At 59.5% G+C, this 26,202-nt stretch carries 27 protein-coding genes; 14 read left to right on the plus strand and 13 right to left on the minus strand.

Features of this window, described 5'->3' with window-relative positions; all coding sequences use genetic code 11:
* Positions 1–132 precede the first annotated feature (132 nt).
* The 6 genes from PSH69_RS24945 to PSH69_RS24970 form a co-directional block, all read right to left on the minus strand.
* Positions 133–1,500 carry a DUF1329 domain-containing protein gene (locus PSH69_RS24945; RefSeq protein WP_018927165.1) on the minus strand — a complete coding sequence of 456 codons (1,368 nt, stop codon included), beginning with the start codon at positions 1,498–1,500 and terminating at the stop codon, positions 133–135.
* 23 nt (positions 1,501–1,523) lie between these two features.
* Positions 1,524–3,317 (minus strand): DUF1302 domain-containing protein, encoded by a 1,794-nt coding sequence (locus PSH69_RS24950; RefSeq protein WP_305410127.1) that lies wholly within the window; start codon positions 3,315–3,317, stop codon positions 1,524–1,526.
* Positions 3,318–3,904: 587 nt separating this feature from the next.
* On the minus strand, positions 3,905–4,816 hold the full coding sequence (locus PSH69_RS24955) for an SDR family oxidoreductase (protein ID WP_305410128.1): 912 nt from the start codon (positions 4,814–4,816) through the stop codon (positions 3,905–3,907).
* 109 nt (positions 4,817–4,925) lie between these two features.
* On the minus strand, positions 4,926–5,828 hold the full coding sequence (locus tag PSH69_RS24960; protein ID WP_230175490.1) for an alpha/beta fold hydrolase: 903 nt from the start codon (positions 5,826–5,828) through the stop codon (positions 4,926–4,928).
* Positions 5,829–6,611, minus strand: a complete 783-nt coding sequence (locus PSH69_RS24965; protein WP_305410129.1) for a class II aldolase/adducin family protein — start codon at positions 6,609–6,611, stop codon at positions 5,829–5,831.
* A gap of 172 nt (positions 6,612–6,783) precedes the next feature.
* Positions 6,784–7,239, minus strand: a complete 456-nt coding sequence (locus PSH69_RS24970; RefSeq protein ID WP_305410130.1) for a flavodoxin — start codon at positions 7,237–7,239, stop codon at positions 6,784–6,786.
* Positions 7,240–7,342: 103 nt separating this feature from the next.
* Here PSH69_RS24970 and PSH69_RS24975 point away from each other — a divergent pair, with 103 nt between their 5' ends.
* A complete protein-coding gene (locus tag PSH69_RS24975) occupies positions 7,343–7,819 on the plus strand; it encodes a PAS domain-containing protein (protein ID WP_305410131.1) in 477 nt (158 codons plus the stop codon).
* Between the two features lie 54 nt (positions 7,820–7,873).
* Positions 7,874–8,479, plus strand: a complete 606-nt coding sequence (locus PSH69_RS24980) for a hypothetical protein (protein ID WP_018927173.1) — start codon at positions 7,874–7,876, stop codon at positions 8,477–8,479.
* Between the two features lie 3 nt (positions 8,480–8,482).
* Here the strand turns inward: PSH69_RS24980 and PSH69_RS24985 are convergent, their stop codons facing one another.
* The gene (locus PSH69_RS24985) at positions 8,483–9,478 is read right to left on the minus strand and encodes a MerR family transcriptional regulator (RefSeq protein WP_305410132.1); all 996 of its coding nucleotides are present in this window, start codon (positions 9,476–9,478) and stop codon (positions 8,483–8,485) included.
* A gap of 173 nt (positions 9,479–9,651) precedes the next feature.
* On the opposite strand from PSH69_RS24985, the gene PSH69_RS24990 reads away from it, so the two are divergent.
* The 7 genes from PSH69_RS24990 to PSH69_RS25020 all read left to right on the plus strand — a co-directional run bounded on the left by PSH69_RS24990 (position 9,652) and on the right by PSH69_RS25020 (position 14,095).
* The gene (locus tag PSH69_RS24990) at positions 9,652–10,221 is read left to right on the plus strand and encodes an antibiotic biosynthesis monooxygenase (RefSeq protein WP_305410133.1); all 570 of its coding nucleotides are present in this window, start codon (positions 9,652–9,654) and stop codon (positions 10,219–10,221) included.
* A 72-nt stretch (positions 10,222–10,293) separates the two neighbouring features.
* Complete coding sequence (folM, locus tag PSH69_RS24995; RefSeq protein ID WP_305410134.1) at positions 10,294–11,004, plus strand: dihydromonapterin reductase; 711 nt, start codon at positions 10,294–10,296, stop codon at positions 11,002–11,004.
* 23 nt (positions 11,005–11,027) lie between these two features.
* Positions 11,028–11,603 carry a GTP cyclohydrolase I FolE gene (gene folE, locus PSH69_RS25000; RefSeq protein ID WP_019647673.1) on the plus strand — a complete coding sequence of 192 codons (576 nt, stop codon included), beginning with the start codon at positions 11,028–11,030 and terminating at the stop codon, positions 11,601–11,603.
* Positions 11,604–11,605: 2 nt separating this feature from the next.
* Positions 11,606–11,977, plus strand: a complete 372-nt coding sequence (gene folX, locus PSH69_RS25005) for a dihydroneopterin triphosphate 2'-epimerase (RefSeq protein WP_007942179.1) — start codon at positions 11,606–11,608, stop codon at positions 11,975–11,977.
* Positions 11,978–12,045: 68 nt separating this feature from the next.
* Positions 12,046–12,342 (plus strand): DUF1244 domain-containing protein, encoded by a 297-nt coding sequence (locus tag PSH69_RS25010; RefSeq protein WP_018927179.1) that lies wholly within the window; start codon positions 12,046–12,048, stop codon positions 12,340–12,342.
* Positions 12,335–12,673 carry a HopJ type III effector protein gene (locus tag PSH69_RS25015; RefSeq protein ID WP_018927180.1) on the plus strand — a complete coding sequence of 113 codons (339 nt, stop codon included), beginning with the start codon at positions 12,335–12,337 and terminating at the stop codon, positions 12,671–12,673. Before PSH69_RS25010 ends, PSH69_RS25015 begins: the two co-directional genes overlap by 8 nt.
* A 171-nt stretch (positions 12,674–12,844) precedes the next feature.
* Positions 12,845–14,095: an aspartate aminotransferase family protein gene (locus PSH69_RS25020; protein WP_305410135.1), complete on the plus strand. Its 1,251-nt coding sequence runs from the start codon at positions 12,845–12,847 to the stop codon at positions 14,093–14,095.
* Between the two features lie 60 nt (positions 14,096–14,155).
* On the opposite strand, the gene trxB is transcribed toward PSH69_RS25020, so the two are convergent.
* On the minus strand, positions 14,156–15,118 hold the full coding sequence (gene trxB, locus PSH69_RS25025) for a thioredoxin-disulfide reductase (protein ID WP_018927182.1): 963 nt from the start codon (positions 15,116–15,118) through the stop codon (positions 14,156–14,158).
* A 314-nt stretch (positions 15,119–15,432) separates the two neighbouring features.
* Between trxB and cysZ the strand changes: the two genes are divergently transcribed.
* Complete coding sequence (gene cysZ / locus PSH69_RS25030) at positions 15,433–16,188, plus strand: sulfate transporter CysZ (RefSeq protein WP_305410136.1); 756 nt, start codon at positions 15,433–15,435, stop codon at positions 16,186–16,188.
* A gap of 40 nt (positions 16,189–16,228) precedes the next feature.
* Positions 16,229–17,428, plus strand: coding sequence for a glycosyltransferase family 1 protein (locus tag PSH69_RS25035; protein ID WP_305410137.1), 1,200 nt, complete (start codon positions 16,229–16,231; stop codon positions 17,426–17,428).
* A gap of 70 nt (positions 17,429–17,498) precedes the next feature.
* Here PSH69_RS25035 and PSH69_RS25040 read toward each other — a convergent pair whose 3' ends face one another.
* The 3 genes from PSH69_RS25040 to PSH69_RS25050 form a co-directional block, all read right to left on the minus strand.
* Positions 17,499–18,602, minus strand: a complete 1,104-nt coding sequence (locus PSH69_RS25040) for an NADH:flavin oxidoreductase (RefSeq protein ID WP_138866305.1) — start codon at positions 18,600–18,602, stop codon at positions 17,499–17,501.
* 191 nt (positions 18,603–18,793) lie between these two features.
* Entirely contained in the window at positions 18,794–19,276 is a 483-nt protein-coding gene (locus PSH69_RS25045; RefSeq protein WP_305410138.1) for a glutathione peroxidase, read from the minus strand.
* Positions 19,277–19,400: 124 nt separating this feature from the next.
* The gene (locus tag PSH69_RS25050; protein ID WP_064620281.1) at positions 19,401–19,886 is read right to left on the minus strand and encodes a peptidylprolyl isomerase; all 486 of its coding nucleotides are present in this window, start codon (positions 19,884–19,886) and stop codon (positions 19,401–19,403) included.
* On the opposite strand from PSH69_RS25050, the gene PSH69_RS25055 reads away from it, so the two are divergent.
* Genes PSH69_RS25055 through PSH69_RS25065 form a run of 3 tightly spaced genes read left to right on the plus strand, consistent with a single transcriptional unit; the run spans position 19,855 to position 23,259 of the window.
* Positions 19,855–20,193 (plus strand): DUF3565 domain-containing protein, encoded by a 339-nt coding sequence (locus tag PSH69_RS25055; RefSeq protein WP_026286504.1) that lies wholly within the window; start codon positions 19,855–19,857, stop codon positions 20,191–20,193. The two genes, PSH69_RS25050 and PSH69_RS25055, sit on opposite strands and share 32 nt — an antisense overlap.
* A 60-nt stretch (positions 20,194–20,253) precedes the next feature.
* Positions 20,254–22,353 (plus strand): phosphate acetyltransferase, encoded by a 2,100-nt coding sequence (gene pta / locus PSH69_RS25060; protein ID WP_305410139.1) that lies wholly within the window; start codon positions 20,254–20,256, stop codon positions 22,351–22,353.
* Positions 22,354–23,259 (plus strand): acyltransferase, encoded by a 906-nt coding sequence (locus PSH69_RS25065; RefSeq protein ID WP_305410140.1) that lies wholly within the window; start codon positions 22,354–22,356, stop codon positions 23,257–23,259.
* A gap of 84 nt (positions 23,260–23,343) precedes the next feature.
* Here the strand turns inward: PSH69_RS25065 and cysN are convergent, their stop codons facing one another.
* The gene (gene cysN / locus PSH69_RS25070) at positions 23,344–25,242 is read right to left on the minus strand and encodes a sulfate adenylyltransferase subunit CysN (RefSeq protein WP_305410141.1); all 1,899 of its coding nucleotides are present in this window, start codon (positions 25,240–25,242) and stop codon (positions 23,344–23,346) included.
* Between the two features lie 9 nt (positions 25,243–25,251).
* Positions 25,252–26,169: a sulfate adenylyltransferase subunit CysD gene (cysD, locus tag PSH69_RS25075; RefSeq protein ID WP_007941268.1), complete on the minus strand. Its 918-nt coding sequence runs from the start codon at positions 26,167–26,169 to the stop codon at positions 25,252–25,254.
* Positions 26,170–26,202: the final 33 nt, after the last annotated feature.

Consider the following 26,202-nt stretch of genomic DNA (forward strand, 5'->3'; position numbering starts at 1 on the left):
GCCTTTTTATAATTGTCCGACAACCCTAACCCTCTCCCACCCGCTTGTTGAGAGGTATTCAGCGCGCTGATTGGCGCCCATAAAAAAGGCGACCCACCGGTCGCCTTTCGTGATGCCAATGTATCAAAACCCTTACCGAACGCCCTCGGCGCGCAGAGCCGACGGTGTGTAGTCAGCAGCCTTGGCGTCAAAGCCAAATATGAAACTGTGCTTCTCTTCGTTCTTCATTCCCAGGGCAATGTATCGGCCAGCGATGATGTCGTAGAGCGCCTCGAGGGTGTAGGCCGGAGTCTGGTGATCGTAGTAGTACTGGGCGTGACCTTCGGCCACTCGCCACAGTTGGCCGCGACCGTCGTAGTGGTCCACCAGCGCCACTTGCCAGCTGTCTTCGTCAAGGTACATGTGGCGTTTGGCGTAGATGTGCCGCTCACTCGGCTTGACCGTGCCGACCACTTCCCAGACCCGGTGCAACTCGTAGCGGGTCAGGTCCTGGTTGATGTGCCCGGCTTTCACCACGTCATCGTACTTGAGGCTCGGCGAGTCGAGCTTGTAACTGTTGTAGGGGATGTACATTTCCTTTTTGCCGATCAGTTTCCAGTCGTAGCGATCTGGCGCACCGGAGAACATGTCGAAGTTGTCCGAAGTCCGCAGGCCGTCAGCGGCGGTGCCCGGTCCGTCGTAGGCCACTTGCGGTGCACGGCGCACACGACGTTGACCGGCGTTGTAGATCCACGCCAGTCGCGGTTCTTTCACCTGGTCGAGGGTTTCATGCACCAGCAATACGTTACCCGCCAGCCGTGCCGGCGCGGTCACCGACTGTTTGAAGAAGGTCAGCACATTGGCGGCTTTGTCCGGGTCCAGGTCCTTCATCAGTTGCGGTACGGCGATCTCTTCCTCGAAACGGATTGGCGTGTAGCTGCCGTTGGTCTGCGGGGTCACCTGGGTGATGATGCGTCGCAGGTTGCCGCCGTGGTAACGGGTGATGTGGTTCCACAGCACCTCGACGCCATTCTTCGGAATCGGGAACGCGTAGTAGCGATTGCCGGTGAAATTGGCCAGACCGTTACCGTCGTTGATGCTGGTTACGTTCAGCGCGCTGCGCTTGGCCGACTCGTAGATTTCCGGCGGCACGGCCACGGTGCGGTGGGTCGGGTAGACCGGAATTTTGTAAGTCTCCGGGTAGCGCTTGAACATCGCCACCTGACCGTCCGAAAGCTTGTCCTTGTACTTGTCGACCGTTGCGGCGGTGATGGTGAACAGCGGCTTTTCACTGGCGAACGGGTCAGCCAGGAAGCCTTTGCTGTCGACAGCGCCAGCGTTTTTCGGGATGCCACCGGTCCAGGCCGGGATCGAACCATCGGCGTTGCCGGCCTTCTCGGCGCCCAGCGGCGTGAGGGTGGTGCCGAGCTTATTGGCCTCTTCCGGCGAGACCGCAGCCATCACGTTGGCGGCCAACAGACTCAGTGCCAGAGCGCCGCATTGCAGAATCATCTTGCGCATTAACATCATCCTTCTCAGCCAGATCAGAAGTTCACGCCGAAGCTCAGCGCCAGGAAGTCGCGGTCGGTCAGGGTGTTGTAATTCCCGCCGAAAAAGTCGGTGTAACTCAAGCTTGCGGTATAGGTGTTGCGGTAGTCGGCATCGACACCGACGCTGATCGCCTTGGCGCCTTCGTTGAACAGCCCGTTGGGGCCGTAGCCAGCGACGTCATGGGACCAGGACAGGTTGGGTTTGAGGTTGATCCCGCCAATCACGTTGGCGTAATCGAGGATTGCCCGGGCACGGTAGCCCCAGGACGTCGAAGTGACGAAGCCGTCAGTATCGCCACCGAAACCGTACTGGCCGTAGACCGAATCACGGCCGTAACGCAGCTTGCTCCGCGGCTCCAGACCACCGACATGGACCATCGCCGCTTCACCGACCAGGGTCAGCCGCTGGGCGCCCAGCACTTGATCGAAGAAGTGCGTCAGGGTGCTTTGCACCTGGGTCACTTCCTTGCGGCGGTAACCGGTATTGTCGGCGCCAGGCCGGGTCGCAACAGGCGATGCCGCGCCGCCGGCGATCGGGTTGAGCAACGCCAGGGTCAGGTCGTTGGTGTTGACCTGCACCGGAGCGTTAGGCCGGTAGCTGATTTCGCCAGTCCAGGCAGTGCCGGTGGGCAACGTGGTGGAGAAACTCGCACCGTACAGGCGAATGTCCTCCGGGTATTCGAGGTAGTACTGGCCGCGCCCGAGCATCACGCTTTGCGCCAGGCCCGAACCGCTGCCCGGAGCCAGACGGTTGGCAGTGCTGACCATGCCCGGCAGGCTGGCCAATGTGGACAGCCCGGCGGTGGTGGTGCCGACGGTCGGTGTGCGACTGTGGTAGTTCATGAAGTAGAGGCCGTATTCGGTGTCGTCACCGAGCCAGCGCAAAGCCGCGCCCCACTGCCCCGAATCCCGTGCATCGCGGTCACCGCCACGGGGCACGATCACGCCCTCACGGGTGACCTGGATAGGTTGGCCAAAGGCTGCCGCCAGTGGTGCCAGCGGAGCAATCGCCGGGCTGCCGACGGTGTAGTTGTTGTTGCAACCGTCCGCCACCACGTCGTTACCGAAGAAGGTGCCACAGTTGTCGAGAACCGTCTGATCCCACTCCAGTTGGTAGAAACCTTCCACCGTGAGTTGATCGGTCAAGCCCTGGGAGGCGAACAGCATGTTGACCGGAATCAGGCCTTCCTTGATCTCCGCGCCGGGACGCCGGAACGCCGAAACGTCGACCGGGTTGATGCTGTTGATCGAGTTGCCGATGAAGGTGCTTTCACCCCAGCTGACCACCTGTTTACCGGCACGCACGGTGCCCGGCAGATCGGCGATGGAATAGTTGTGATAAACGAAGGCATCGAGAAGCTCCGCCCCGGAAGACTTGGCGCCTTCCTTGCGGCCACTGTCACTGATCTGCTTGAACTCGCGGTCTTCGTCTTTGAGCTCGAAGTCGTACCAGTACTTGCCACGGACGAACACGCCCGTGTCGCCGTACTTCAATTCGAGGTCGTGGATGCCCTTGAAGATCTTGGAGAAGGTTTCGCCTTTCTTGAAGTTCAGGCGTCCGTCATCACCGGTCGAAGACTGGCCTGTCCCGCCATTGACGGTACCCACCAGCGACTTGTCGGCATCGCGCATGCCCCAGCTCGCGCCGACGGACAACGAGGAATCGAACTGCCCCTCGATTTCGCCGATGTTGAATGAAACAGCCTGCGCCTGGGCGCAGCAGCCCAAGGCCACCGCAGCGGCCAGCGCTTGCGGTTTGAAGATGGCGCGCATTGTTGTTTTTGTCATGCGTCTTCCCCGGTGAGTGACAGAAGACCCCACCCTACTGCCGCTCGCCGGGAGCGATAAGCGCACCAAGGAGGTATTCGCGATGTACCTCCAAAGGATGAAGGCCCGCATGGGGCGGGGTTTTGCGCGGGGTATGGATGGGCTGGATGGAGGGTTATCAGTGCAGTGCATGGGACATGGTTGAAGTTGGATGTGTAACAGCTGGCGCAGCTAGCGGCAGCTGTTACAAAAGGTCAGCCGAAGACTGTTGCCAAGACTGTAACAGTGCATGTCAGAAATCGCTATTTTTCCTTTGTGATCAAGGCCTTATTCTTACCTGGCTGTCACGGCAAACCGCCCGAAAGCACAAAGCAATGGGGATGATAGACCACCCCATTGGCGACAGAATCCAGATGATTCGAAGCGTATTTTTTCGACTCATCGCCCTGTGTTCACTGACGTTGATTTGTAGCTCCTGGATCCACGTCTTACTTTGGCCGCTGCGTTTGCAGCGGCCTTTTTTATGGGCGAAAGGTTTTCAGGCAAGGAGTAGTCGGGAGAAGATGACGGGGCTCAGGCAAGCCACGCCAGATGTCGCGCAATCAGCGTCAGAGGGAATACTTCTGCAAGTTCTCCATCATTTCCTTCAGCGCCTCAATGTTGTCCTTCGGATGCGCCGCGCCTTCGAAATCGCAGATCTGCTGCCAATGCGCCGCCACATCCTCCGGCGAGAAACCGACCCGCGGATCGAACCCGGCGCCCAGGCTGCGCTCCCAGCGCACCTTGCCCATCCAGCCGCCACCGACCTCGAACAGACCAGACGTCTCCTGGCAATGCTCGCTGGCCAGGTACACCACCAATGGGCTGACCAATTCCGGTTTGAGTTGCTCGAACATCTGCGGCGGGATCAGGCCTTCAGTCATACGGGTGCCACCCGTGGGGGCGACGGCATTGACCAGGATGTTGTTCTTGCGGCCCTCGATAGCCAGTGTGCGGGTCAGGCCGTAGAGGCCGAGCTTGGCCATGCCATAGTTTGACTGCCCGAAGTTGCCATAGATGCCCGAGGTCGACGCGGTGAAGATCACGCGGCCATAGTTTTGCTCACGCATGTGTGGCCAGGCGGCGCGAGTGACCTTGTAGGCGCCTTCGACGTGAACGCGGTAAACCAGGTCCCAATCGCTGTCGTCCATTTTGTGAAAGGTCTTGTCCCGCAGGATGCCGGCGTTGTTCACCACGACATCGATACGACCGAACGTATCGAGGGCGTGCTGGACGATTTTGTCACCGTCGGTGACGGAGTCATGGTTTGCCTCGGCAATGCCGCCCGCTTCACGAATTTCCGCCACCACCCGATCGGCCGCCGACGCATTGGCGCCTTCACCCTGAGCCGAGCCGCCGAGATCATTGACCAGCACTCTGGCGCCCTGTTTGGCGAACAGCAATGCATGCGCTCGCCCCAAGCCGCCGCCCGCACCGGTGACAATCACGACTTTATCTTCGAAGCGCATAGACTCATTCATGGGGAACTCCAGCAGGCCAGGGACTATTAGTGCGAGTGTCGGGCACGGGGCTGCCGGTCACAATGAACACGGGGGCGGCTGAATGGTGCGCGATAAGGCAGCGGGATAGTCAGGAACACGCCAACTTGAGCGGCGGTGAAATCAACTGATCGCGAAACTCCAGATAGTGCTTGAGCACCTGCGCCGGCGCTTCGATTTGTGGGTAATGGCCGATCTCGGACAGCAGGACAGTGTCCGGGGCGGGAATCAGTTGCCGATAGCGCGCCACCATGTGCGCGCCGGAAACCGGGTCGACCTCGCCATCGATAACGCGCAGCGGCACTTCGCCGCGCTGCATGGCGCTGACCCAACGCTCACGCTGGACACGCCGCTGCGGGATATAACCGATCAATTTATGCATGATCCGCTGCCCGTGATTGCTATCGACCAGGCTCCAGAAATCATCCAGCTCACTTTCGGTGGGCCGGGTCTGCGGACCGAAAATCTGCTTGAAATTCTTCACCAGAGCGTCCCGGGTAAAAGCTAGCCCGATCATCCAGCCCAAGGGGCTTAGCAGGAGTTTTTGCATCAACACCGGGCGATGGGTTTCGGGAAACAACCCGCCATTGAGGAACACGCAACTGGCGATATGAGCGTGTGCTTCGTAATGCCGGGCCAAGAGTTCCTGGGCCACGCTGTCGCCATAATCATGTGCCAACACGTGAACGGGTTGCTCGACGTTCAAGTGCGCCAATAACGCTTGTTGCAGATCGGCCTGCTCCAGCAGGCTGTAGTTGTGGTTCACCGGTTTGGCCGAATCGCCGAAGCCAAGCATGTCGCAGGCAATCACCCGATAGCGCTGCGCCAGCGGCTGCCACAGGTAATGCCAGTCCCAACTGGCGGTCGGGAAGCCATGGATCAACAACAGCGGTTCGCCCTGCCCCGCTGCCCAATAGCGGATGGTCTGACCGCGGAAGACAAACGTCTGGCCGCGTTTACGCCAGACACACAGAGGAATTTCGGCGAGTGCCATTTAGAGTTTATAACCCGTGTCTTGTTTATCGAGTTTGCGCAGCAGCGCCGGCCAGGCCAGCGCGCCACCCATCCCTTGAGCACTTTTGGTGACGCCGGCGATCATCGCCTTGGCGCCCGCCAGAATCTGCGGTTCGATGGCAATCAGCTCCGCGCCACCGTTCTGCGCCAGCACCTGAATCTCGCAGGCGCGCTGAAAGGTAAACATCATCAGGAACGTGTCGGCGATGGTGCCGCCACAGGTCAGCAGACCGTGGTTGTGCAGCATCAGAAAGTTGTTTTCACCCAGGTCGGCTTGCAGCCGCGCCTTCTCCTCATGGTTCAGTGCCACGCCTTCGTAGGCGTGATAAGCCAGGCTGGACAGGACGAACAATGACTGCTGACTGATCGGCAAAATGCCCTGTTTCTGCGCCGATACCGCCACGCCCGCCGCCGTGTGGGTATGCAGCACACACACGACGTCATGCCGGACTTCATGCACCGCACTGTGGATGGTGTAACCCGCCGGGTTGATCTCGTAGGGGCTGTCCATCAATTTGTTGCCGGCCTGATCGACCTTGACCAGACTCGACGCGGTGATTTCATGGAACATCATCCCGAACGGGTTGATCAGGAAGTCTTCAGTGCCTGGCACCTTGGCTGAAATGTGCGTGAAGATCAGATCGTCCCAGCCGTGGAGGGCGACCAGACGATAACAGGCCGCCAGGTCGACGCGGGTCTGCCACTCGGCGGCACTGACTTTATCCTGGAGACTGTGTGGCGACTGGAGGGGGGTTACGCTCACGGCAAGGATCTCTTTTTATTGTTCTGGGTTCTTAATGTTCACTGACGTTACAGCAGTCTAGTCAGCCCCCGGAGATCGGCTAGTTGCATTGGCAGCCAGCTTGGTGGCCGAGCGAGTCAGTGCGCGGGGGAGCCTGGATCCATGTCAGAACACTGCCGCCAATAAAAGCCGGTCAGCCCCGCAGAGCGCTGACCAGGTCCGCCAGCCAAGGCTCGGCGTCGGTTTCCGGCGTTACGGTTTCACTGGCGTCCAGACGCAACATCGGCAGCACTTCACGCACGCCCAGTTCGCCGAACAATTCACGCATTTGCTCACCGCCACCGCAGAACGTATCGCCGTAACTCGAGTCGCCCAACCCTATAACGGCACCCGGCAAGCCACGCCAGGTGGCGGGCAATTGATCGCGGATCGTCGAATACAACGGTTGTAGATTGTCCGGCAACTCGCCCATGCCGGTGGTCGAAGTCACCGCCAGAAATGCTTCCGGGCCAAAGGCCTGAACATCGGCAAGTGTCGCGCGCGGGTTGTGCCAGGTTTCAAAACCGGCGGCGTTCAATAGACTTGCGGCGTGGCGGGCGACTTCTTCAGCCGTGCCGTACACCGAGCCGGAAAGGATGGCGACTTTCATCAATCTGATCCTGAAGCTGAGTAAAAGGCCGAGATATTAACAGCACAGCCCTCATTGATCTTTTAGAATGCAGCGTACCCATCAATACGCAAAGGACTCTGCGATGATCAATGCCTCACTGCTGCAACTGGTAATCGAGGCGTCCAACGACGGCATCGTGATTGCCGAAAAGGAAGGCGAACAGGACAACATCCTGATTTACGTAAACCCGGCGTTCGAACGCCTGACGGGCTATACCAGCGAAGAAATCCTCTACCAGGATTGCCGTTTTTTGCAGTCAGGAGACCGGGATCAGCCCGCCCTCGCATTGATTCGCCAGGCGTTGGGCAATGGCGGTTCCTGCCGGGAAATTCTCAGGAACTACCGCAAGGACGGCACCCCGTTCTGGAACGAACTGTCGCTTTCCACGGTAAAAAACCCGCACGACGGACAAACCTATTTTGTCGGGGTGCAGAAAGACGTCACGGTTCAGGTCAAGGCACAGCAGCGAGTTGCACAGCTGGAAGCGCAATTGGCCGAGGTACAGGCAGAACTTGCTGATCTCAAGTCGACGAACGGATCAAACCAATCTGCGAATTAGTGGTCATTTACTACAATCACCGATGACTTTGTAATTATTTCTTTCGAGCAAATCATGCAGCGCGACGCACTCCTGACCCAGGATGAGCTGGACTTTATCCAGACCATGCAACACAACCCGCAACTCAATGTGCGGGATGCGACGTCGAGTTTGCTGGTCAACGGCGGCTCGCAGATCCGTGATTTGCTCACACGCCTGGCCGCTCATGAGCAAGTCACCATCCAGGCCACTTTCGAAAATCAGCAAATGACCTTCCCGCTGCACCTGGTGGAAGATGAGTTTCACGCAATGCATCTACGCCTCGGTGTCCCCAGCATTTATGAAGACGGGCCAATGATTCGGCCATGGCGCCTGGCGCTCGAAGAGCCGGTGGCGCTGGAAAATGCCAAGGGGCAACCCGGCACGATGTGGGTGCACGAAATATCGTTCAAAGGGGTTTTGCTGGAAGTTCGCAACAAGACCAAAGCGCCAAAGCACTTCGCGTTGTGGTTCAGCCCGTCAGGCTATGAGCGGATTGCGTTGCGCGGCACCCTGGAGCGTGAGACCGAGCAAGGTTTCTACGCCTACGAGTTGAGCCAGAGTGACAAGGACGAAACCGAGCGTCTGCGTCAGTACATCCTTCAGCAACATCGCCTGACCCATCCTGCTTTGCATATTTGAATCTCAGGTATCCAGGTTTCCCGCCAGGAACTGTTTCAGACGCTGGCGCATCATCCCCCCCTCGTTTCCAAGGCAACCCACCGACGACCCGGCCAGACTTTCTTGCGCCAGGTCGGACGCATCCCCAGCCAGAAACAGCTGACAGTCCAGGCCCATGGCCAGACGGTTCAAACGTCGAGGCAGTTCGGCAGCCGGCGCGTGATTGGAAATCAGCACCAGCGCCTTGGGCTTGATCTTCTCACAGACCAGGATCAACTCGTCGAAGGGCTGCCCGATCGCCAACAATTGAATAGCCGAATCGACGCTGCTCAGATACAGCGCCGTGACCAACACTTCGAGCTCACGACATTGGTCGGCCAAAGCGCAGACAATCACTTGTCGCGGTTGCATGACACGCACCAGCAGCAGGCGTTGCAATACTCGAGAACGCAGAAAGCCATCCAGAAAAAGCCACTCGCTGGTCTCACCGAACGCATCATGGCGTTGTAGCAATAGCTTCCAGATCGGAATCAGGATGTCCTGGAACACAACCGTCAGCGGATAACTGGAAAAAATCTGACCGTAGACGTGCTCCAGTTGAACTTCGTCAAAAACACTCACTGCCGCCTTGACCTGCTGCTGCCATTGGCCATAGTCGGCTTGAACGAGTTCGTCGGGAATGATCCGCTCCAGCACCTGGAGCGGTTCGGTCTTGGCCAGTATCTTGCCAATCTTGCTGACCGCGACACCGCGCTCGATCCAGCCGAGGATGCTGCGGACACGCTCGATATCGATCATCGAATACAAACGGTGCCCGCTTTCGGTGCGGGTGGGTTGTATCAGCCCGTAGCGTCGCTCCCAGGCTCTGAGCGTGACTGGATTGACCCCTGTCAGGCGCGCGACCTCACGAATCGGGAACAGCTCTTCTCGATTCAGGGAGGTGCGGGAGGGCAAATCAGGTGCAAGGTCGGTCAGCACAGGCATCTTCAAATCTACGTCCTTGTATATTTTTGGATCCATTCTAACTCCCTTGCCCCGTTAGGATTCAACACGAAGTTGAACGAATTTGGTACTGACGTCCATGAGGCAATCAGGAATAATTCTTGCTTGTCCCGAGACGCAGCCCACTACCCGGCGCTGTGTCTGGCGGAACTCCTATCCGGAGCGACGCATTTGCCCTATGGAGATACACAATGTCTACCTCACCCGTCACGCTGATGGTTGCGCGTCGCGTCGCCGATGGGCGTTATCAGGACCTGATGGCCTGGTTGCGCGAAGGCGAACAACTGGCCACCGACTTCCCCGGCTATCTCGGTTCTGGCGTGCTCGCTCCGCCGCCCGAGGATGACGAATTCCAGATTATTTTCCGCTTCGCCGACGAGCAGACCCTGCATGCCTGGGAGCATTCCGCGTCGCGTACCGCTTGGCTGGGACGCGGCAGCAATCTGTTTGCCCATCCTTCTGAGCATCGGGTCAGTGGCATCGATGGCTGGTTCGGTGCGGTAGGGCAACGCCCGCCACGCTGGAAGCAGGCCGTGGCGATCTGGCTGGCGTTCTTTCCGGTGTCCCTGCTGTTCAACTTTGTGCTGGGACCGTTATTGGCTGAAACGGGATTGCTGGTCCGGGTGTTCGTCAGCACCCTGTGCCTGACGCCGCTGATGGTCTATTTCTTCATTCCATTGTCGACCCATCTGCTGGCCGGCTGGCTGAACACCGCACCGCAACAACCGTTGCCCGCAACGCCTACTACCCAAAATCAGTAACTCTTGCAGGAGCGTAGGTGCACGACTCCCGTCGCTGGTATAGTTTTGCTCTAACCGCGACGCGAGCCGTTCATGACCTCTTCCGCAGCCCCCATCCTCATCACCGGTGCCGGCCAGCGTGTCGGCTTGCACTGTGCGCAGCGTTTGCTCGAAGACGGCCATCCGGTCATTTTCAGTTACCGCAGCGAACGCCCCGGCGTAAAGACCCTGCGCGATCTGGGAGCGACCGCGGTGTTCGCGGACTTTTCCAGCGAGGCCGGGATTCTCACATTCATCGGCGAACTGAAGAACCACACCGACAGCCTTCGGGCGATTGTCCATAATGCCTCCGAATGGCTGGCCGAAACCCCAGGCGCCGAAGCCGATGCCTTCACCCGCATGTTCAGCGTGCACATGCTGGCGCCCTACCTGATCAACCTGCACTGTGCCGATTTACTCAGATGCTCAAGCCCCGCCGACATCGTGCACATCAGCGATGACGTGACCCGCAAGGGCAGCAGCAAGCACATCGGCTACTGCGCCAGTAAAGCCGGGCTCGACAGCCTGACCCTGTCCTTTGCCGCGAAGTACGCGCCAGACATCAAGGTCAACGGTATCGCCCCAGCCCTGCTACTGTTCAAGTCCGACGACGATGCGGCGTACCGCGCCAGGGTCCTGGCCAAATCCGCACTGGGCATCGAGCCCGGCAGCGAAGTGATCTACCAGAGCCTGCGCTATTTGCTCGACAACCCTTATGTCACCGGCACGACCCTGACCGTCAATGGCGGACGGCACGTCAAATAAGCCGCCCCCGCGAGGATGTCCCCATGACGTTATCCCTGCCCCACAACGCCCTGTCCCAGAGCTATCGCGAGATCCTCATCGGCCTCGGTGAAAACCCCGACCGCGAAGGGCTGCAAGACACCCCGTTGCGCGCCGCCAAGGCGATGCAATACCTGTGTCATGGTTACGAACAGAGTGTCGAAGAGATCGTCAACGGCGCACTGTTCGCCTCCGACAACGATGAAATGATCATTGTCGACAACATCGAGTTGTACTCGCTGTGTGAACATCACATGTTGCCCTTCATCGGCAAGGCGCATGTGGCTTATATTCCAACGGGCAAGGTGCTCGGCCTGTCGAAGATTGCACGGCTTGTGGATATGTTCGCCCGCCGCCTGCAAATACAGGAGAACCTTACCCGGCAAATCGCCGAGGCCGTGCAGCAAGTGACCGATGCCGCCGGTGTCGCGGTGGTCATCGAAGCCCAGCACATGTGCATGATGATGCGCGGCGTCGAGAAACAGAATTCGACCATGAACACCTCGGTGATGCTCGGTGCCTTCCGCGAGTCGAGCAACACCCGTCAGGAGTTCCTGCAATTGATTGGACGGAGCAAGTAGCAATGCCACAACTTCAACCAGGAATGGCACGCATCCGGGTCAAGGACCTGTGTTTGCGAACTTTCATCGGGATCAACGAGGACGAAATCCTCAACAAGCAGGATGTGCTGATCAACCTGACCATCCTGTATGCCGCCCAGGACGCCGTGCGTGACAACGACATCGATCACGCGCTGAACTACCGCACCATCACCAAGGCGATCATTGCCCACGTGGAAGGCAATCGCTTTGCCCTGCTCGAGCGCCTGACCCAGGAGCTGCTGGACCTGATCATGGCCAACGAGTCGGTGCTGTATGCCGAAGTCGAAGTCGACAAGCCCCACGCCCTGCGCTTCGCCGAGTCGGTGTCGATTACCCTGGCTGCCAGCCGCTGACCGCGTCTGGCGTATCGCTCGCCAGGCTTTTATCATCCGCGCCACGATTTGATTGCACAGAGCCCATCATGAACGATCAACAACGCCTGGAACTTGAAGCCGCCGCCTTTCGCCGGCTGGTTGCCCACCTGGACAGCCGCAAGGACGTGCAGAACATCGACCTGATGAACCTCTCGGGTTTCTGCCGCAACTGCCTGTCCAAGTGGTACAAGGCCGCCGCCGACGAACGCCAGATCGACGTCAGCCTCGATGAAGCCCGCGAAGTGGTTTACGGCATGCCGTACGCCGAGTGGAAAGCCCAATACCAGAAAGAAGCCAGCGCCGACCAACAAGCGGCGTTCGCCAAAGGAAAACCCAATGAGTGATTTGAACACCCTGCGCGCCAGCCTCAAGAGTGGCGAACACGTTTTCGCCGACACCCTGGCATTCATTGCCGCCGGTTATGACTACCAGCCCCAGGCTTTCAACAACGGTGGCGTGGAAAACGCAGCCGGGCAGAACGAAGGCTCGTGCAAGACCCTGGGCCTGGCGCTGCTGGAAGGTCTGAGCGATGAAGAGGCACTGTTGGCGTTTGGCGAGCATTATCGCTCGGTGGTGGCTACGCCCGAAGGCAGCGACCACGGCAATATCCGGGCGTTGATTGCCCATGGCTTGGCGGGTGTGAAGTTCGCTCAGCAGCCACTGACTCGTCGCTAAACCTGTGGCGAGGGAGCTTGCTCCCTCGCCACGGATTATGCGTCGCCATCGATCGGTATCAGGGCACATCCCGACTTTTAAGATTGACCCGGCAACTTTATTTCGTTTGCCGGGCACCTCTGCTCGCGGCTTAGATAAAAAGAAGCATCCCTTCTTCAGAGTCAGCCATCCATGCGCAGCGAAACCATCAGTCAGTCGATTTCCATTGTTCACCCCATCAGTCTCAGCCACGGCAAAAATGCCGAAGTCTGGGACACCGATGGCAAGCGCTACATCGACTTTGTCGGGGGAATCGGCGTACTGAACCTCGGCCATTGCCATCCGCGCATCGTCGAGGCCATTCGTGAACAAGCCACCCGCCTGACCCACTACGCGTTCAACGCGGCTCCCCATGTGCCTTACATCGAACTGATGGATCGCCTGGCCGCGTTTATTCCGGTGGATTACCCGGTCAGTGGCATGCTCACCAACAGCGGCGCGGAAGCGGCGGAAAACGCCCTGAAAATCGTCCGTGGCGCCACCGGCCGCACCGCGATCATTGCCTTTGACGGCGCCTTCCACGGCCGCACGCTGGCCACCCTCAACCTCAACGGCAAAGTCGCCCCCTACAAGCAGAAAGTCGGCGTGCTGCCGGGGCCGGTGTACCACCTGCCCTTCCCCAGCAAAGACAATGACGTGACCTGCGCCGAGGCCCTGAAGGCGATGGATCGGCTGTTCAGCGTCGAGATCGACGTGAATGACGTGGCCTGTTTTATCGTCGAACCGGTACAGGGCGAAGGCGGGTTTCTGGCGATGGATGTGGAATTCGCCCAAGCGCTGCGGCGTTTCTGTGATGACAAAGGCATTTTGCTGATTGCCGATGAAATCCAGTCCGGTTTCGGTCGCACCGGCCAGCGGTTTGCGTTCTCGCGACTGGGCATTGAGCCGGACCTGATTCTGTTGGGCAAAAGCATTGCCGGCGGCGTGCCGCTCGGGGCGGTTGTCGGGCGCAAATCGCTAATCGACAACTTGCCCAAGGGCGGATTGGGCGGCACTTACTCAGGCAATCCCATCGCCTGCGCCGCCGCATTGGCGACCCTGGACGAAATGAGTGATGCACATCTGCATGCCTGGGGCTCGCAGCAGGAAGAAGCGATTGTCAGCCGCTACGAAGCCTGGCGGGCACGCGGACTGTCACCGTATCTGGGCCGTTTGACCGGCGTGGGTGCTATGCGCGGCATTGAGTTGATCAATGCCGACGGCACACCGGCTTCGGTGCAACTGACACAGTTGCTGGCCCTGGCGCGAGAGTCGGGCTTGCTGCTGATGCCCAGCGGCAAGTCGCGCCACATCATTCGGCTACTGGCGCCTTTGACAACAGAGGCGGCAGTGCTGGAGGAAGGACTGGATATTCTTGAGGCGTGCCTTGCGAAATTGTCCTGAGGCAGAATCGTCTGCCCACAAAAAAACCGGCCAAGGCCGGTTTTTTTGTTTTCTACGGAATCAGAACGAAACGTTCTGCAGGCCGTCGAGGTAACGCTCAGTGTCCAGTGCTGCCATGCAGCCGGCGCCGGCCGAGGTGATGGCTTGACGATAAACGTGGTCGGCCACGTCACCGGCAGCAAAGATACCTTCGACGCTGGTGGCAGTGGCGTTGCCGTCACGGCCGCCCTGTACAACCAGGTAGCCGTCTTTCAACGTCAGCTGACCTTCGAACAACGACGTGTTCGGGGTGTGGCCGATGGCGATGAACACGCCGTCGACTTTGATTTCGTCGAAGCTGCCATCGTTGTTCTTCAGGCGAGCACCGGTCACGCCCATGTTGTCGCCCAGCACTTCGTCCAGGGTCGCGTTCAGCTTCAGGATGATCTTGCCTTCGGCAACCCGGGCATTGAGCTTGTCGATCAGGATCTTCTCGGCGCGGAACGTTTCACGACGGTGAATCAGGGTCACAGTGCTGGCGATGTTGGCCAGGTACAGCGCTTCTTCAACTGCGGTGTTACCGCCACCGACCACAGCCACTGGCTTGTTGCGATAGAAGAAACCGTCACAGGTCGCGCAGGCCGAAACGCCTTTGCCCATGAACGTTTCTTCCGAAGGCAGGCCCAGGTAACGCGCGCTGGCACCGGTAGCGATGATCAGGGCGTCGCAGGTGTAAGTCGCGCTATCGCCGATCAGGGTGTACGGCTTGGCAGCGAAGTCCACGGCATTGATGTGATCAAACACGATCTCGGTTTCAAAGCGCTCGGCGTGCTCTTTCATCCGTTCCATCAGCGCCGGGCCAGTCAGGCCGTGGACGTCGCCCGGCCAGTTGTCGACTTCGGTGGTGGTGGTCAGTTGACCACCCGCTTGCATGCCGGTGATCAGCAGTGGCTTGAGGTTGGCACGGGCCGCATAGACAGCAGCGCTGTAACCGGCAGGGCCGGAACCGAGAATAATCACTCGCGAATGACGAACTTCAGACATGACCTGCTCCTGTTGACCGGCCCGAAACACTGGGCGCGGAACGCCGGATTGCCGGCGGGAATAAAAAAGGACCGTTGAAAGCACTTGGGGAAGGCTTGGGCTCGACAGTCCTGTAAAAGAATGGGTGCAGCGTATCGAGGGGGCGAAGATTAAGGAAATACGGTTTAACAATCCAGCTCATAGGCGGTCTCTATTCCATTGCAGTGAATGTATAGACGCCTTTGTTACAGTTAATGTCGATGCCGCTACCGCGCTTTCGCACCTCAGGCAAAGCCGGTAAGGTCGGCGCGTTTCCCTCTTGTTCGGAGCACGTTATGCCCGCCCCCGTTCTGTCCGGCCCGCAATACCTGCGCGAAGGCCTCAATCTGGTCCTGAGCCCAAGTCTGCGTCTGTTCGTGTTGCTGCCGCTGGCGATCAACCTGGTGCTGTTCGTCGGATTGATCTATCTGGCTGGCCATCAGTTCAGTATGTGGGTCGATACGCTAATGCCATCCCTGCCCGACTGGCTGAGTTTCCTCAGCTACATCCTCTGGCCGATATTCGTGGTGTTGGTGGTGTTGATGGTGTTCTTCACCTTCACCCTGCTCGCCAACGTCATCGCCGCGCCGTTCAATGGCTTCCTCGCGGAGAAAGTCGAAGTGGTGGTGCGCGGCACCGACGATTTCCCGACCTTCAGCTGGGGCGAACTGATCGCCATGATCCCCCGTACCCTGACCCGGGAAATGCGCAAGCTCGGCTACTTCCTGCCAAGGGCCATCGGGCTGTTCATTCTCTCCTTCATCCCGGTGGTCAACATCATTGCCGCACCGCTGTGGCTGCTGTTCGGGGTGTGGATGATGGCGATCCAGTACATCGACTACCCGGCGGACAACCACAAGCTCGGGTGGAACGAGATGCTCGCCTGGCTGCGCAAGAAGCGCTGGCAGAGCATGAGTTTTGGCGGGATCGTTTATCTGGCGTTGCTGATTCCGGTGGTGAACATTTTGATGATGCCGGCGGCCGTGGCCGGGGCGACGCTGTTCTGGGTCCGTGAGCGTGGCGCGGAGAATCTGGTGACAGAACGCCGTTAATCGCGTCACATATCCATCATCCCACCGTCACAATGACGACATGGCCTCAGCCGACACTGAGGTCATGACGACAGCTCTGCATATCACTCTGATCACCGAAACCTTCCCCCCGGAAATCAACGGCGTGGCCAATACCCTTGGTCGCTTGTTCGACGGTTTGCGCGCGCGCGGGCATCAGGTCGAGTTGGTACGGCCACGTCAGGGCGGCGACCCGCTGATGGGCAGCAATGATGAGTTGCTGCTGTGTCGGGGCTGGCCGCTGCCGGGTTATCCCGGCCTGCAATGGGGCCAGTCGTCGATGCACAAGCTGCTGCGGCGCTGGAAGCGCCATCGCCCGGACGTGTTGTACATCGCCACCGAAGGACCGCTGGGGTTGTCGGCGTTACGCGCGGCACGGCGTTTGGGGATTTCGGTGGTCAGCGGCTTTCATACCAATTTTCAGCAGTATTCCAGCCAGTATGGGCTCGGGTTGCTGACGCGCTTGCTGACCCACTACCTGCGCTGGTTTCACAATCGCTCGACCCTGACCCTGGTGCCCAGCGCCAGCCAGCGACTGGAGCTGGAGCGGCGCAGTTTCGAGCGTCTGGCGTTACTCTCTCGAGGCGTCGACAGCCAGTTGTTTCATCCGGTCAAACGACTGAAACCGCTGCGTGAGCAATGGGGACTGGCCGAGGATGACATCGCCTTCATCCACGTAGGACGCCTGGCCCAGGAGAAGAATCTTGGCCTGCTCAAGCGCAGTTTCGACGCGCTGAAAACCACTTATCCACAGCGCAACATGAAATTGATTGTGGTCGGTGACGGTCCGCAACGATCGGCGCTGGAAAAGGAATTGCCCGAGGCGATTTTTTGCGGCTCACAACGCGGCGAAGCGCTGGCCAGTCACTATGCCTCGGGGGATGTGTTTCTGTTTCCGAGCCTGACCGAAACCTTCGGCAATGTGGTGCTTGAGGCATTGGCCTCAGGGCTGGGGGTGGTGGCGTACGATCAGGCTGCGGCGGCTCAGCATATTCGCCATGGCTACAACGGCGTATTGGCCATGCCCGGGGATGAACAGGCGTTCTGCGATGCGGCACGTTGGCTGCTGGAGGAGCGCGAAACCTTGCGCTGCATGCGGCTCAATGCCCGCCAGCATGCAAGCCGTCAGGGCTGGGCGGCGATTATCGAGCAGTTCGAGGGGCAGTTGCGGGGGGCTTGTGCGCAGGAACAAGTTCTATCCGATGCAGCGTTGTTGCCTTAAAAGCTTCGCGGGCAGGCCTCGCCCCTGTAGGAGCGAGGCTTGCCCGCGCAAAGGCCTTTTCAGTTGCCGTTTACACCAGCGTCATCAACGCATCACGGCTGAACGGCAGGATGTCCTGCTCGCGACCGTCACGCACTTTCTGCGCCCAGTCCGGGTCCACCAACAACGCACGCCCCACCGCCACCAGGTCGAACTCATCGTTATTCAAACGCTCCAGCAGTTTTTCCAGGCTGGCCGGCTGTGCGATCTTGTCGGTGTTGACCATGAATTGCAGGAACTCGCCATCCAGGCCGACGCTGCCAACGGTGATGGTCGGCTTGCCGGTGAGCTTGCGGGTCCAGCCGGCCAGGTTCAGTTCGGAACCGTCGAACTCCGGCTCCCAGAAACGGCGTGTCGAGCAGTGGAAAATATCCACGCCGGCGTCGGACAACGGCTTGAGGAATTCGCCCAACGCCTCTGGCGTCTGCACCAGACGCGCGGTGTAGTCCTGCTGCTTCCACTGGGAGAAACGGAAGATGATCGGGAATCCCTCGCCAACAGCGGCGCGCACCGCCTGAATCAGTTCGATGGCGAAGCGCGAACGGTTGGCCAGGCTGCCACCGTATTCGTCGGTGCGCTGGTTGCTGCCTTCCCAGAAGAACTGGTCCACCAGATAACCATGGGCGCCGTGGATTTCCACGCCGTCCATGCCGATGCTCTGGGCGTCCTTGGCGGCTTGGGCGAACGCAGCGATTACCTCCCGGATATCCTGCTGGGTCATGCCGTGAACCACGACCTGTCCGTCTTTCAGTTTTTCCGACGGACCGTAACCCGGCACGCTGGCATCCGGCTCGGTGCCGATGCGGCGCACGCTGCCCACATGCCACAGCTGCGGAACGATCTTGCCGCCTTCGGCATGCACCGCGTCGACGACTTTTTTCCAGCCAGCCAACGCAGCTTCACCGTAGAAGTGCGGCACGTTCGGGTAACCGTTGGAGGCCTTGTGGCCGACGGTGGTGCCTTCAGTGATGATCAACCCCACTCCGGCAGCGGCGCGACGACGGTAGTATTCGATCACTTTGGAATTGGGCACGCCGCCTGGCGAAAACGAGCGGGTCATCGGCGCCATGACGACGCGGGTCGGCAGTTCGAGAGCGCCGAGGTGAAAAGGCTTGAACAGGGCTTTGACGGGCATTGGACGCTCCACGGGACATAGACTTTATGACGGCGATAATATGGAGGGTGCCCTGCCTTGAACAGCACTATTGATTTGAGTGATTAAGGATTAGAAACGAAAAGATCGCAGCCTTCGACAGCTTCTACAGAGAAATGTGAACACCTGTAGCTGCCGAAGGCTGCGATCTTTTGATCTTGATTCTTCGCTTTTTAACTCAGAGCTTTTTCAATCGCCTGGATAACAGAAGGATCATCCGGCGCCGTACGCGGCGAGAACCGCGCCAATACGCGACCGTCCTTGCCCAACAGGAATTTTTCGAAGTTCCAGGTGATGTCGCCCGGAAATTCCGCGCCCTCGCCCGCCAGCAGGCGGTACAACTGATGGCGTTCGTGACCGTTGACTTCCAGCTTGCTGGACAACGGAAAGGTCACGCCATAGTTGAGGCGGCAAAACTCCTGGATCTCTTTCTCGGTACCCGGTTCCTGCCCGGCAAACTGGTTGCACGGCAGGCCCAGCACACTGAACCCCTTGTCCTTGTATTGCTGGTAGAGGTTTTCCAGCGCCGTGTATTGTGGGGTCAAGCCACATTTGGAGGCGACGTTGACCACCAGCACGACGTGCCCTTTGAAGGGCGCCAGAGGTAACTCCTGGCCATCCAAAGTTTTCAATGTAAGGTCGTGAAAAGCACTCATGACGGACTCCAAATTTCCCGTGTTCTTCTCGAAACAGCCACTTGGTCATGTCGCCAAGGACAGCCGCGGACTAAAAAGGCGCCCTCGGGCGCCTCTCCAGTTCTCGAAAGCTTAGCGCAGAAAATCAGTGGTGATGGCCACCTTCGCCATGGACGTGACCATGAGCGATTTCTTCTTGGCTGGCATCACGGATGGCAACGATCTTGACCTGGAAATTCAGGCGCTGACCGGCCAGCGGGTGGTTGCCGTCGACGGTGACATCGTCGCCGTCCAGATCGCGAATGGTGACGATCTGCATCTGGCCGTCCGGAGCGGAAGCATGGAACTGCATGCCCACTTCCAGTTCGTCGACGCCTTCGAACATGCTGCGGCTCAGGGTGCTGACCAGTTCGGCAGCGTATTCGCCGTAGGCATCTTCAGGTTCTACGGAGACTTTCAGTTCATCACCGACTGCTTTGCCTTCCAGCGCCTTTTCCAGGCCCGGAATGATGTTACCTGCGCCTTGCAGGTAGACCAGCGGCGCGCCGCCGGCGGAGCTGTCGATGACCTCACCAGCGTCGTTGGTCAGGGTATAGTCGATGGAGACAGCCTTATTGGCGGCGATCAGCATGGGGCGAGACCTTTTGCATAAGAATGATGAATGTCCAAGTTTAGCGAAGCAATCGCCCGAAAGCGAACACAACCCGGACAAACGGGGCGCGATGAAAGCCTCGACCATTACAGGTTTCCATCAGGACGAGGACGGGCACTGGGTGGCCGAGCTGTCCTGCGGCCATACCCAACACCTGCGGCACCAGCCGCCGTGGCAATCCCGGGCCTGGGTGCTGGACCCTGCGCTGCGCAATGAAAAAATAGGCCAGCCCTTTGATTGCGGTTGGTGCGCACAAGGCTCGGTTAGCGATAACCTTGACCACTGAATATCGGTAGAACGCCAGCCATAGGCGTTCACCATTGCCATGCACCCTTAGAGAATCCGCATGCAAACTTTTTTTATCGCGCCCACCGATTTTGGTGTGGGTCTGACCTCCATCAGCCTCGGGCTGGTGCGTACCCTTGAGCGGGCCGGCCTCAAAGTCGGCTTTTTCAAACCGATTGCCCAACCGCATCCGGGCGACACCGGCCCTGAACGCTCCACCGAACTGGTGGCCCGCACCCACGGCTTGAAACCGCCTCAGCCGCTGGGCCTGGCCCATGTCGAGCGGATGCTCGGCGACGGTCAGCTGGACGAATTGCTCGAAGAAATCATCACGCTTTACCAGCAAGCCGCGATCGGCAAGGACGTGCTGATTGTCGAAGGCATGGTCCCGACCCGCAGCGCCAGCTACGCCGCGCGGGTCAACTTGCACTTGGCCAAGAGCCTCGACGCCGACGTGATTCTGGTTTCGGCGCCGGAAAACGAAGTGCTGACCGAATTGTCCGGCCGGGTGGAATTGCAGGCGCAATTGTTCGGCGGGCCGAAAGACCCGAAAGTGCTGGGCGTGATCCTCAACAAGGTCAAGACCGACGAAAGCATGGACGTCTTCGCCTCGCGCCTGAGAGAGCACTCGCCGTTGCTGCGCAGTGGCGACTTCCGTCTGCTCGGCTGCATCCCGTTTCAACCGGAGCTGAACGCGCCGCGCACCCGTGACGTGGCCGAGCTGATGGGCGCTCAGGTGCTCAATGCCGGAGACTACGAAACCCGGCGCATGACCAAAATCATCATTTGTGCCCGCACCGTGCGCAACACCGTGGAGCTGCTCAAGCCCGGCGTGCTGGTGGTGACCCCCGGCGATCGCGACGACATCATCCTCGCGGTCAGCCTCGCGGCGATGAACGGTGTGCCTCTGGCCGGCCTGCTGCTGACCAGCGACACCCTGCCCGACCCACGCATCATGGAGCTGTGCCGTGGCGCCTTGCAGGCCGGTCTGCCGGTGTTGTCGGTGAGTACCGGTTCCTACGACACCGCCAACCAGTTGAACGGTTTGAACAAGGAAATCCCGATCGACGACCGCGAGCGCGCGGAGATCATCACCGATTTCGTCGCCAGCCACCTCGACGCCAACTGGCTGCACCAACGCTGCGGCACGCCACGGGAAATGCGCCTGTCGCCTGCAGTGTTCCGCTATCAACTGATCCAGCGCGCCCAGGCCGCCAACAAGCGCATCGTGTTGCCCGAGGGCAGCGAGCCGTTGACCGTGCAGGCCGCCGCGATCTGCCAGGCACGGGGCATCGCCCGTTGCGTGTTGCTGGCCAAGCCGGCAGACGTCGAGGCGGTCGCCCGCGCCCAAGGCATCGAGTTGCCACCGGGGCTGGAAATCCTCGACCCGGACCTGATCCGCGAGCGTTACGTCGAGCCGATGGTTGCGCTGCGCAAGACCAAAAGCCTCAACGCGCCGATGGCCGAGCAGCAACTGGAAGACACCGTGGTGATCGGCACCATGATGCTGGCGCTGGATGAAGTCGACGGGCTGGTGTCCGGGGTCATTCACTCCACCGCCAACACCATCCGCCCGGCCCTGCAACTGATCAAGACCGCGCCGGGTTGCACCCTGGTGTCGTCGGTGTTCTTCATGCTGTTCCCCGAAGAAGTGCTGGTCTACGGCGACTGTGTGATGAACCCGCACCCGAGCGCCAGCGAACTGGCCGAGATTGCCTTGCAAAGCGCCGATTCGGCAGCGGCGTTCGGCATTACTCCACGGGTGGCGATGATCAGCTACTCCAGCGGAGAATCGGCCAGTGGCGAAGAAGTCGAGAAGGTTCGCGAGGCCACCTTGCTCGCCCACGAACAGCAACACTCACTGTTGATCGACGGCCCGTTGCAATACGACGCCGCCGCCAACGAAACCGTGGCCCGGCAACTGGCGCCGAACAGTCAGGTGGCCGGTCGTGCCACGGTGTTCGTGTTCCCCGACCTGAACACCGGCAACACCACCCACAAAGCCGTGCAACGCAGCGCCGACTGCGTCAGCCTCGGGCCAATGCTGCAAGGCCTGCGCAAACCGGTGAACGACCTGCCGCGTGGCGCGCAAGTCGACGACATCGTGTACACCATCGCGTTGACCGCGATTCAAGCGGCCAACCGACCTATGGATGTTTAAATGCTGGATTTTCTACCTGCACCCGTGCGCGGCGTGATCGCCTCGCTGCTGTTGGCGCTGAATACGATTCTGCTCTGCTCGTTTCTGTTCTGTGTGGCGCTGTTCAAAGTGTTGCCGTTCGCCCTCACCCAACGTTTCGCGCGCTGGCTGATGAGTCATACCCACGAAGCGTGGATCAGTAACAACAAGGGCTGGATGAATCTGGTTTGCCGCACACGCTGGCACCTCAGCGGTTTGCAAGACCTGGACTATCGGCACTCTTATCTGATCACCAGCAACCACCAGAGCTGGGTCGACATCATGGTGTTGCAGTACGTGCTCAACCGTCGCATCCGCCCGCTGAAGTTCTTCCTCAAACAGGAACTGATCTGGGTGCCGGTGATTGGCCTGGCGTGGTGGGCGCTGGGCTTTCCGTTCATGAAACGTTACTCCAAGGCCTATCTGGAAAAGCATCCGCAGAAGAAGGGCAAAGACCTGGAGACCACCCGCAAGACCTGCGACAAGTTCCGCAATAACCCGGTGGGGATTTTCAACTTCGTCGAAGGTACGCGCTTTACCGAGAGCAAACATGCCCAGCAGAGTTCACCGTTCCGCTACCTGCTCAAGCCGAAAGCGGGTGGCATTGCCTTCGTGCTGGATGCCATGGGCGAACAGCTGGAAGCCATCGTCAACGTGACCATCCACTACCCGACCGGGCGTCCGGGTTACTGGGATTTGCTCTGCGGCAAGGTGAAAGACGTGGTGGTGCACTTTCAGGAGCTGAAGATTCCGCCGCAGTTCGTTGGCAAGAACTACGACCAGGATGGGGTGTATCGCCTGGAGTTTCAGGGCTGGATCAATCAATTGTGGCAGGACAAGGATGCGCTGCTGGGGCAGATGCACCGTGAGTATCCAGTGAATTCTTGAGGTGCCCGCGAAGGTGTCCTCCCGGACACAAAAAAGCCCGCAGACGATCACTCATCTGCGGGCTTTTTTGTTTTCAGCTAATGCTTAGATCGCGCCACGCTTGCGCAGCAGATCCAGCACTTGCTTGACGCTTTCTTCCAGCGACAGCGACTGGGTGTCGATCACCAGATCAGCATTGAGCGGCACGTCGTACGGGAAGGATTCGCCCGGGATGTTGTCGCCACCCGCCGCGTACAGACCTTGCGGATCACGCTCGGCGCAGACCGTCGGCGAGGCCTGGACGTAGACCGTCAGCAGACGCTCCTTGCCGATCAGCTCTTTGGCTTGCTCACGACCTTCGGCACTAGGGGCAACAAACGCCGCCAGTGTCAGCAGGCCGGCTTCGTTGAACTGACGCGCAACGTGCGCCGCACGACGCCAGTTCTCGGTACGCCCGGCGCGATCCTGTGGCAGACCTTTGTTCAGGTCATGACGCAGGTTCTGGCCATCGAGTACAAACACCGCGCGACCCATGTCGAACAACTTGCGTTCAACCGCATACGCCAGAGTGCTTTTGCCAGCGCCCGACAGGCCGCTGAACAACACGGTGGCCGGTTGCTGACCGAAGCGCTGGGCGCGCTCTTCGGTGGCTACATGGGCCAGTTTGCCATGGTGGGAGCTGCTGCCATGCGCCAGCGGCTGAGCGATGATCATGCCGGCCGCGACCGTGCCGTTGGTCAAACGGTCGATGACGATGAACGAACCCGTGGTGCGGTTGCTGTCGTAACCGTCCAGCGCAATGGCCGCGTCGAGGCTGATCTTGACCCGACCGATCTCGTTCAGCTGCAACGAGCTGGCAGGGCCTTCGGCCAAGGTGTTCACGTCCACGCGATTGACGATGCTGGTGATCGAGCCCGGCACGTAAGTCGTGGCGCGCTTGATGTCGTACTTCTTGCCCGGCAGCATCGGCTCTTCGGCCATCCACACCAGCATGGCGTCGAAGGCGTCGGTCACTTGCGGCTGGTTATCGGCGTGCACCAGCAAGTCGCCACGGGAAATGTCGATCTCGTCTTCCATGGTCAGCGTCACCGCTTGACCAGGACCGGCGTGCTCCAGCTCACCTTCGAAGGTGACAATGGATTTCACGCGGCTGCTCTTGCCCGACGGCAACACAACAACTTCGTCGCCCTTGTGCACGATGCCGCTGGCCAGGGTGCCCGCGAAACCACGGAAGTTCAGGTTAGGACGGTTGACGTACTGCACCGGGAAACGCAGGTCGGTGTAGTTGCGGTCGCTGGCGATTTCGACGGTTTCGAGGATTTCCATCAGCGACTGGCCGGTGTACCACGGCGAGCGCTCGGACTTGTTCACCACGTTGTCGCCCTTGAGCGCGGACATCGGCACGAACGCCATGGTGCTCGGCTTGAACGCGATACCTTCGGCGAACTTCAGGTAATCGGCCTTGATCGACTCGAATACGCTTTCGTCGAAGCCGTTGAGGTCCATCTTGTTGATGGCGACCACGATGTGCTTGATGCCCAGCAACGAGGCGATGAAGCTGTGGCGACGGGTCTGGGTCTGCACGCCGTAACGGGCGTCGACCAGGATGATCGCCAGGTCACAGGTGGATGCACCGGTGGCCATGTTGCGGGTGTACTGCTCATGGCCGGGGGTATCGGCGATGATGAATTTGCGCTTGGCGGTAGAGAAATAGCGGTAGGCGACATCGATGGTGATGCCCTGCTCACGCTCGGCCTGCAAGCCGTCGACCAGCAACGCCAGGTCGATGTCTTCGCCGGTGGTGCCGACTTTTTTCGAGTCGCGGGTAATGGCTTCCAGATGATCTTCGTAGATCATTTTGGAGTCGTGCAGCAGGCGCCCGATCAAGGTGCTCTTGCCGTCGTCGACGTTGCCACAAGTCAGAAAGCGCAGCATTTCCTTGCGTTCGTGCTGGCCCAGGTAGGCGAGGATGTCCTCGCTGATCAAATCAGATGCGTGCGACATGACAACCCCTTAGAAATAACCCTGACGTTTCTTTTCTTCCATGGAACCGGCGCCATCGTGATCGATGACCCGGCCCTGGCGTTCGGAAGTTCGCGTCAGGAGCATTTCCTGAATGATGTCGGTCAGGCTGGTGGCCTCGGACTCGACAGCACCGGTCAACGGGTAGTCGCCCAGTGTACGGAAACGGACCTTCTTCTTGACGATGCGCGCCTTGTCTTCGTCGCTCAGGTGATTGAGCAGGCGTTCGTCGTCGATCATGATCCAGGTGCCGTTCATCTCGATGACATCACGTTCGGCTGCGAAATACAGCGGCACGATCGGGATGCCTTCCAGGTAGATGTACTGCCAGATGTCCAGTTCGGTCCAGTTCGACAACGGGAATACGCGGATCGATTCACCCTTGTTGACCTTGCCGTTGTAGACGTTCCACAGCTCCGGGCGCTGGTTCTTCGGGTCCCAGCGATGCTTGCTGTCACGGAACGAATACACGCGCTCTTTGGCACGGGACTTCTCTTCGTCGCGACGGGCGCCACCGAATGCGGCGTCGAAGCCGTACTTGTCGAGGGCCTGCTTGAGGCCTTCGGTCTTCATGATGTCGGTGTGCTTGGCACTGCCGTGGGTCAGCGGGTTGATACCCTGCGCAACACCCTCGGGGTTGACGTGTACCAGCAGGTCCAGGCCGAGCTCTTCGACCATGCGGTCGCGGAACGCGTACATTTCCTTGAACTTCCACTGGGTGTCGACGTGCATCACCGGAAACGGAAGTTTGCCCGGGAAGAATGCCTTGCGCGCAAGGTGCAGCATCACGGCGGAGTCTTTACCGACGGAGTACAGCATCACCGGGTTATCGAACTCGGCGGCGACCTCGCGGATGATGTGGATGCTTTCGGCCTCCAGCTGTTTCAGATGCGTCAGTTTGTCGACCATGGCTACTCACGAAAACGATCTTATGGACGGCCT

Source organism: Pseudomonas sp. FP1740, assembly GCF_030687165.1.
GTDB lineage: Bacteria > Pseudomonadota > Gammaproteobacteria > Pseudomonadales > Pseudomonadaceae > Aquipseudomonas.

Coding starts and splice junctions, on each gene's coding strand:
- PSH69_RS24945 (WP_018927165.1), bottom strand. CDS start 1,500: ATGCGCAAGATGATTCTGCAATGCGGCGCTCTGGCACTGAGTCTGTTG.
- PSH69_RS24950 (WP_305410127.1), bottom strand. CDS start 3,317: ATGACAAAAACAACAATGCGCGCCATCTTCAAACCGCAAGCGCTGGCC.
- PSH69_RS24955 (WP_305410128.1), bottom strand. CDS start 4,816: ATGAATGAGTCTATGCGCTTCGAAGATAAAGTCGTGATTGTCACCGGT.
- PSH69_RS24960 (WP_230175490.1), bottom strand. CDS start 5,828: ATGGCACTCGCCGAAATTCCTCTGTGTGTCTGGCGTAAACGCGGCCAG.
- PSH69_RS24970 (WP_305410130.1), bottom strand. CDS start 7,239: ATGAAAGTCGCCATCCTTTCCGGCTCGGTGTACGGCACGGCTGAAGAA.
- PSH69_RS24975 (WP_305410131.1), top strand. CDS start 7,343: ATGATCAATGCCTCACTGCTGCAACTGGTAATCGAGGCGTCCAACGAC.
- PSH69_RS24980 (WP_018927173.1), top strand. CDS start 7,874: ATGCAGCGCGACGCACTCCTGACCCAGGATGAGCTGGACTTTATCCAG.
- PSH69_RS24985 (WP_305410132.1), bottom strand. CDS start 9,478: ATGGATCCAAAAATATACAAGGACGTAGATTTGAAGATGCCTGTGCTG.
- PSH69_RS24990 (WP_305410133.1), top strand. CDS start 9,652: ATGTCTACCTCACCCGTCACGCTGATGGTTGCGCGTCGCGTCGCCGAT.
- folM (WP_305410134.1), top strand. CDS start 10,294: ATGACCTCTTCCGCAGCCCCCATCCTCATCACCGGTGCCGGCCAGCGT.
- folE (WP_019647673.1), top strand. CDS start 11,028: ATGACGTTATCCCTGCCCCACAACGCCCTGTCCCAGAGCTATCGCGAG.
- folX (WP_007942179.1), top strand. CDS start 11,606: ATGCCACAACTTCAACCAGGAATGGCACGCATCCGGGTCAAGGACCTG.
- PSH69_RS25010 (WP_018927179.1), top strand. CDS start 12,046: ATGAACGATCAACAACGCCTGGAACTTGAAGCCGCCGCCTTTCGCCGG.
- PSH69_RS25015 (WP_018927180.1), top strand. CDS start 12,335: ATGAGTGATTTGAACACCCTGCGCGCCAGCCTCAAGAGTGGCGAACAC.
- PSH69_RS25020 (WP_305410135.1), top strand. CDS start 12,845: ATGCGCAGCGAAACCATCAGTCAGTCGATTTCCATTGTTCACCCCATC.
- trxB (WP_018927182.1), bottom strand. CDS start 15,118: ATGTCTGAAGTTCGTCATTCGCGAGTGATTATTCTCGGTTCCGGCCCT.
- cysZ (WP_305410136.1), top strand. CDS start 15,433: ATGCCCGCCCCCGTTCTGTCCGGCCCGCAATACCTGCGCGAAGGCCTC.
- PSH69_RS25035 (WP_305410137.1), top strand. CDS start 16,229: ATGGCCTCAGCCGACACTGAGGTCATGACGACAGCTCTGCATATCACT.
- PSH69_RS25040 (WP_138866305.1), bottom strand. CDS start 18,602: ATGCCCGTCAAAGCCCTGTTCAAGCCTTTTCACCTCGGCGCTCTCGAA.
- PSH69_RS25045 (WP_305410138.1), bottom strand. CDS start 19,276: ATGAGTGCTTTTCACGACCTTACATTGAAAACTTTGGATGGCCAGGAG.
- PSH69_RS25055 (WP_026286504.1), top strand. CDS start 19,855: ATGGAGACAGCCTTATTGGCGGCGATCAGCATGGGGCGAGACCTTTTG.
- PSH69_RS25050 (WP_064620281.1), bottom strand. CDS start 19,886: ATGCTGATCGCCGCCAATAAGGCTGTCTCCATCGACTATACCCTGACC.
- pta (WP_305410139.1), top strand. CDS start 20,254: ATGCAAACTTTTTTTATCGCGCCCACCGATTTTGGTGTGGGTCTGACC.
- PSH69_RS25065 (WP_305410140.1), top strand. CDS start 22,354: ATGCTGGATTTTCTACCTGCACCCGTGCGCGGCGTGATCGCCTCGCTG.
- cysN (WP_305410141.1), bottom strand. CDS start 25,242: ATGTCGCACGCATCTGATTTGATCAGCGAGGACATCCTCGCCTACCTG.
- cysD (WP_007941268.1), bottom strand. CDS start 26,169: ATGGTCGACAAACTGACGCATCTGAAACAGCTGGAGGCCGAAAGCATC.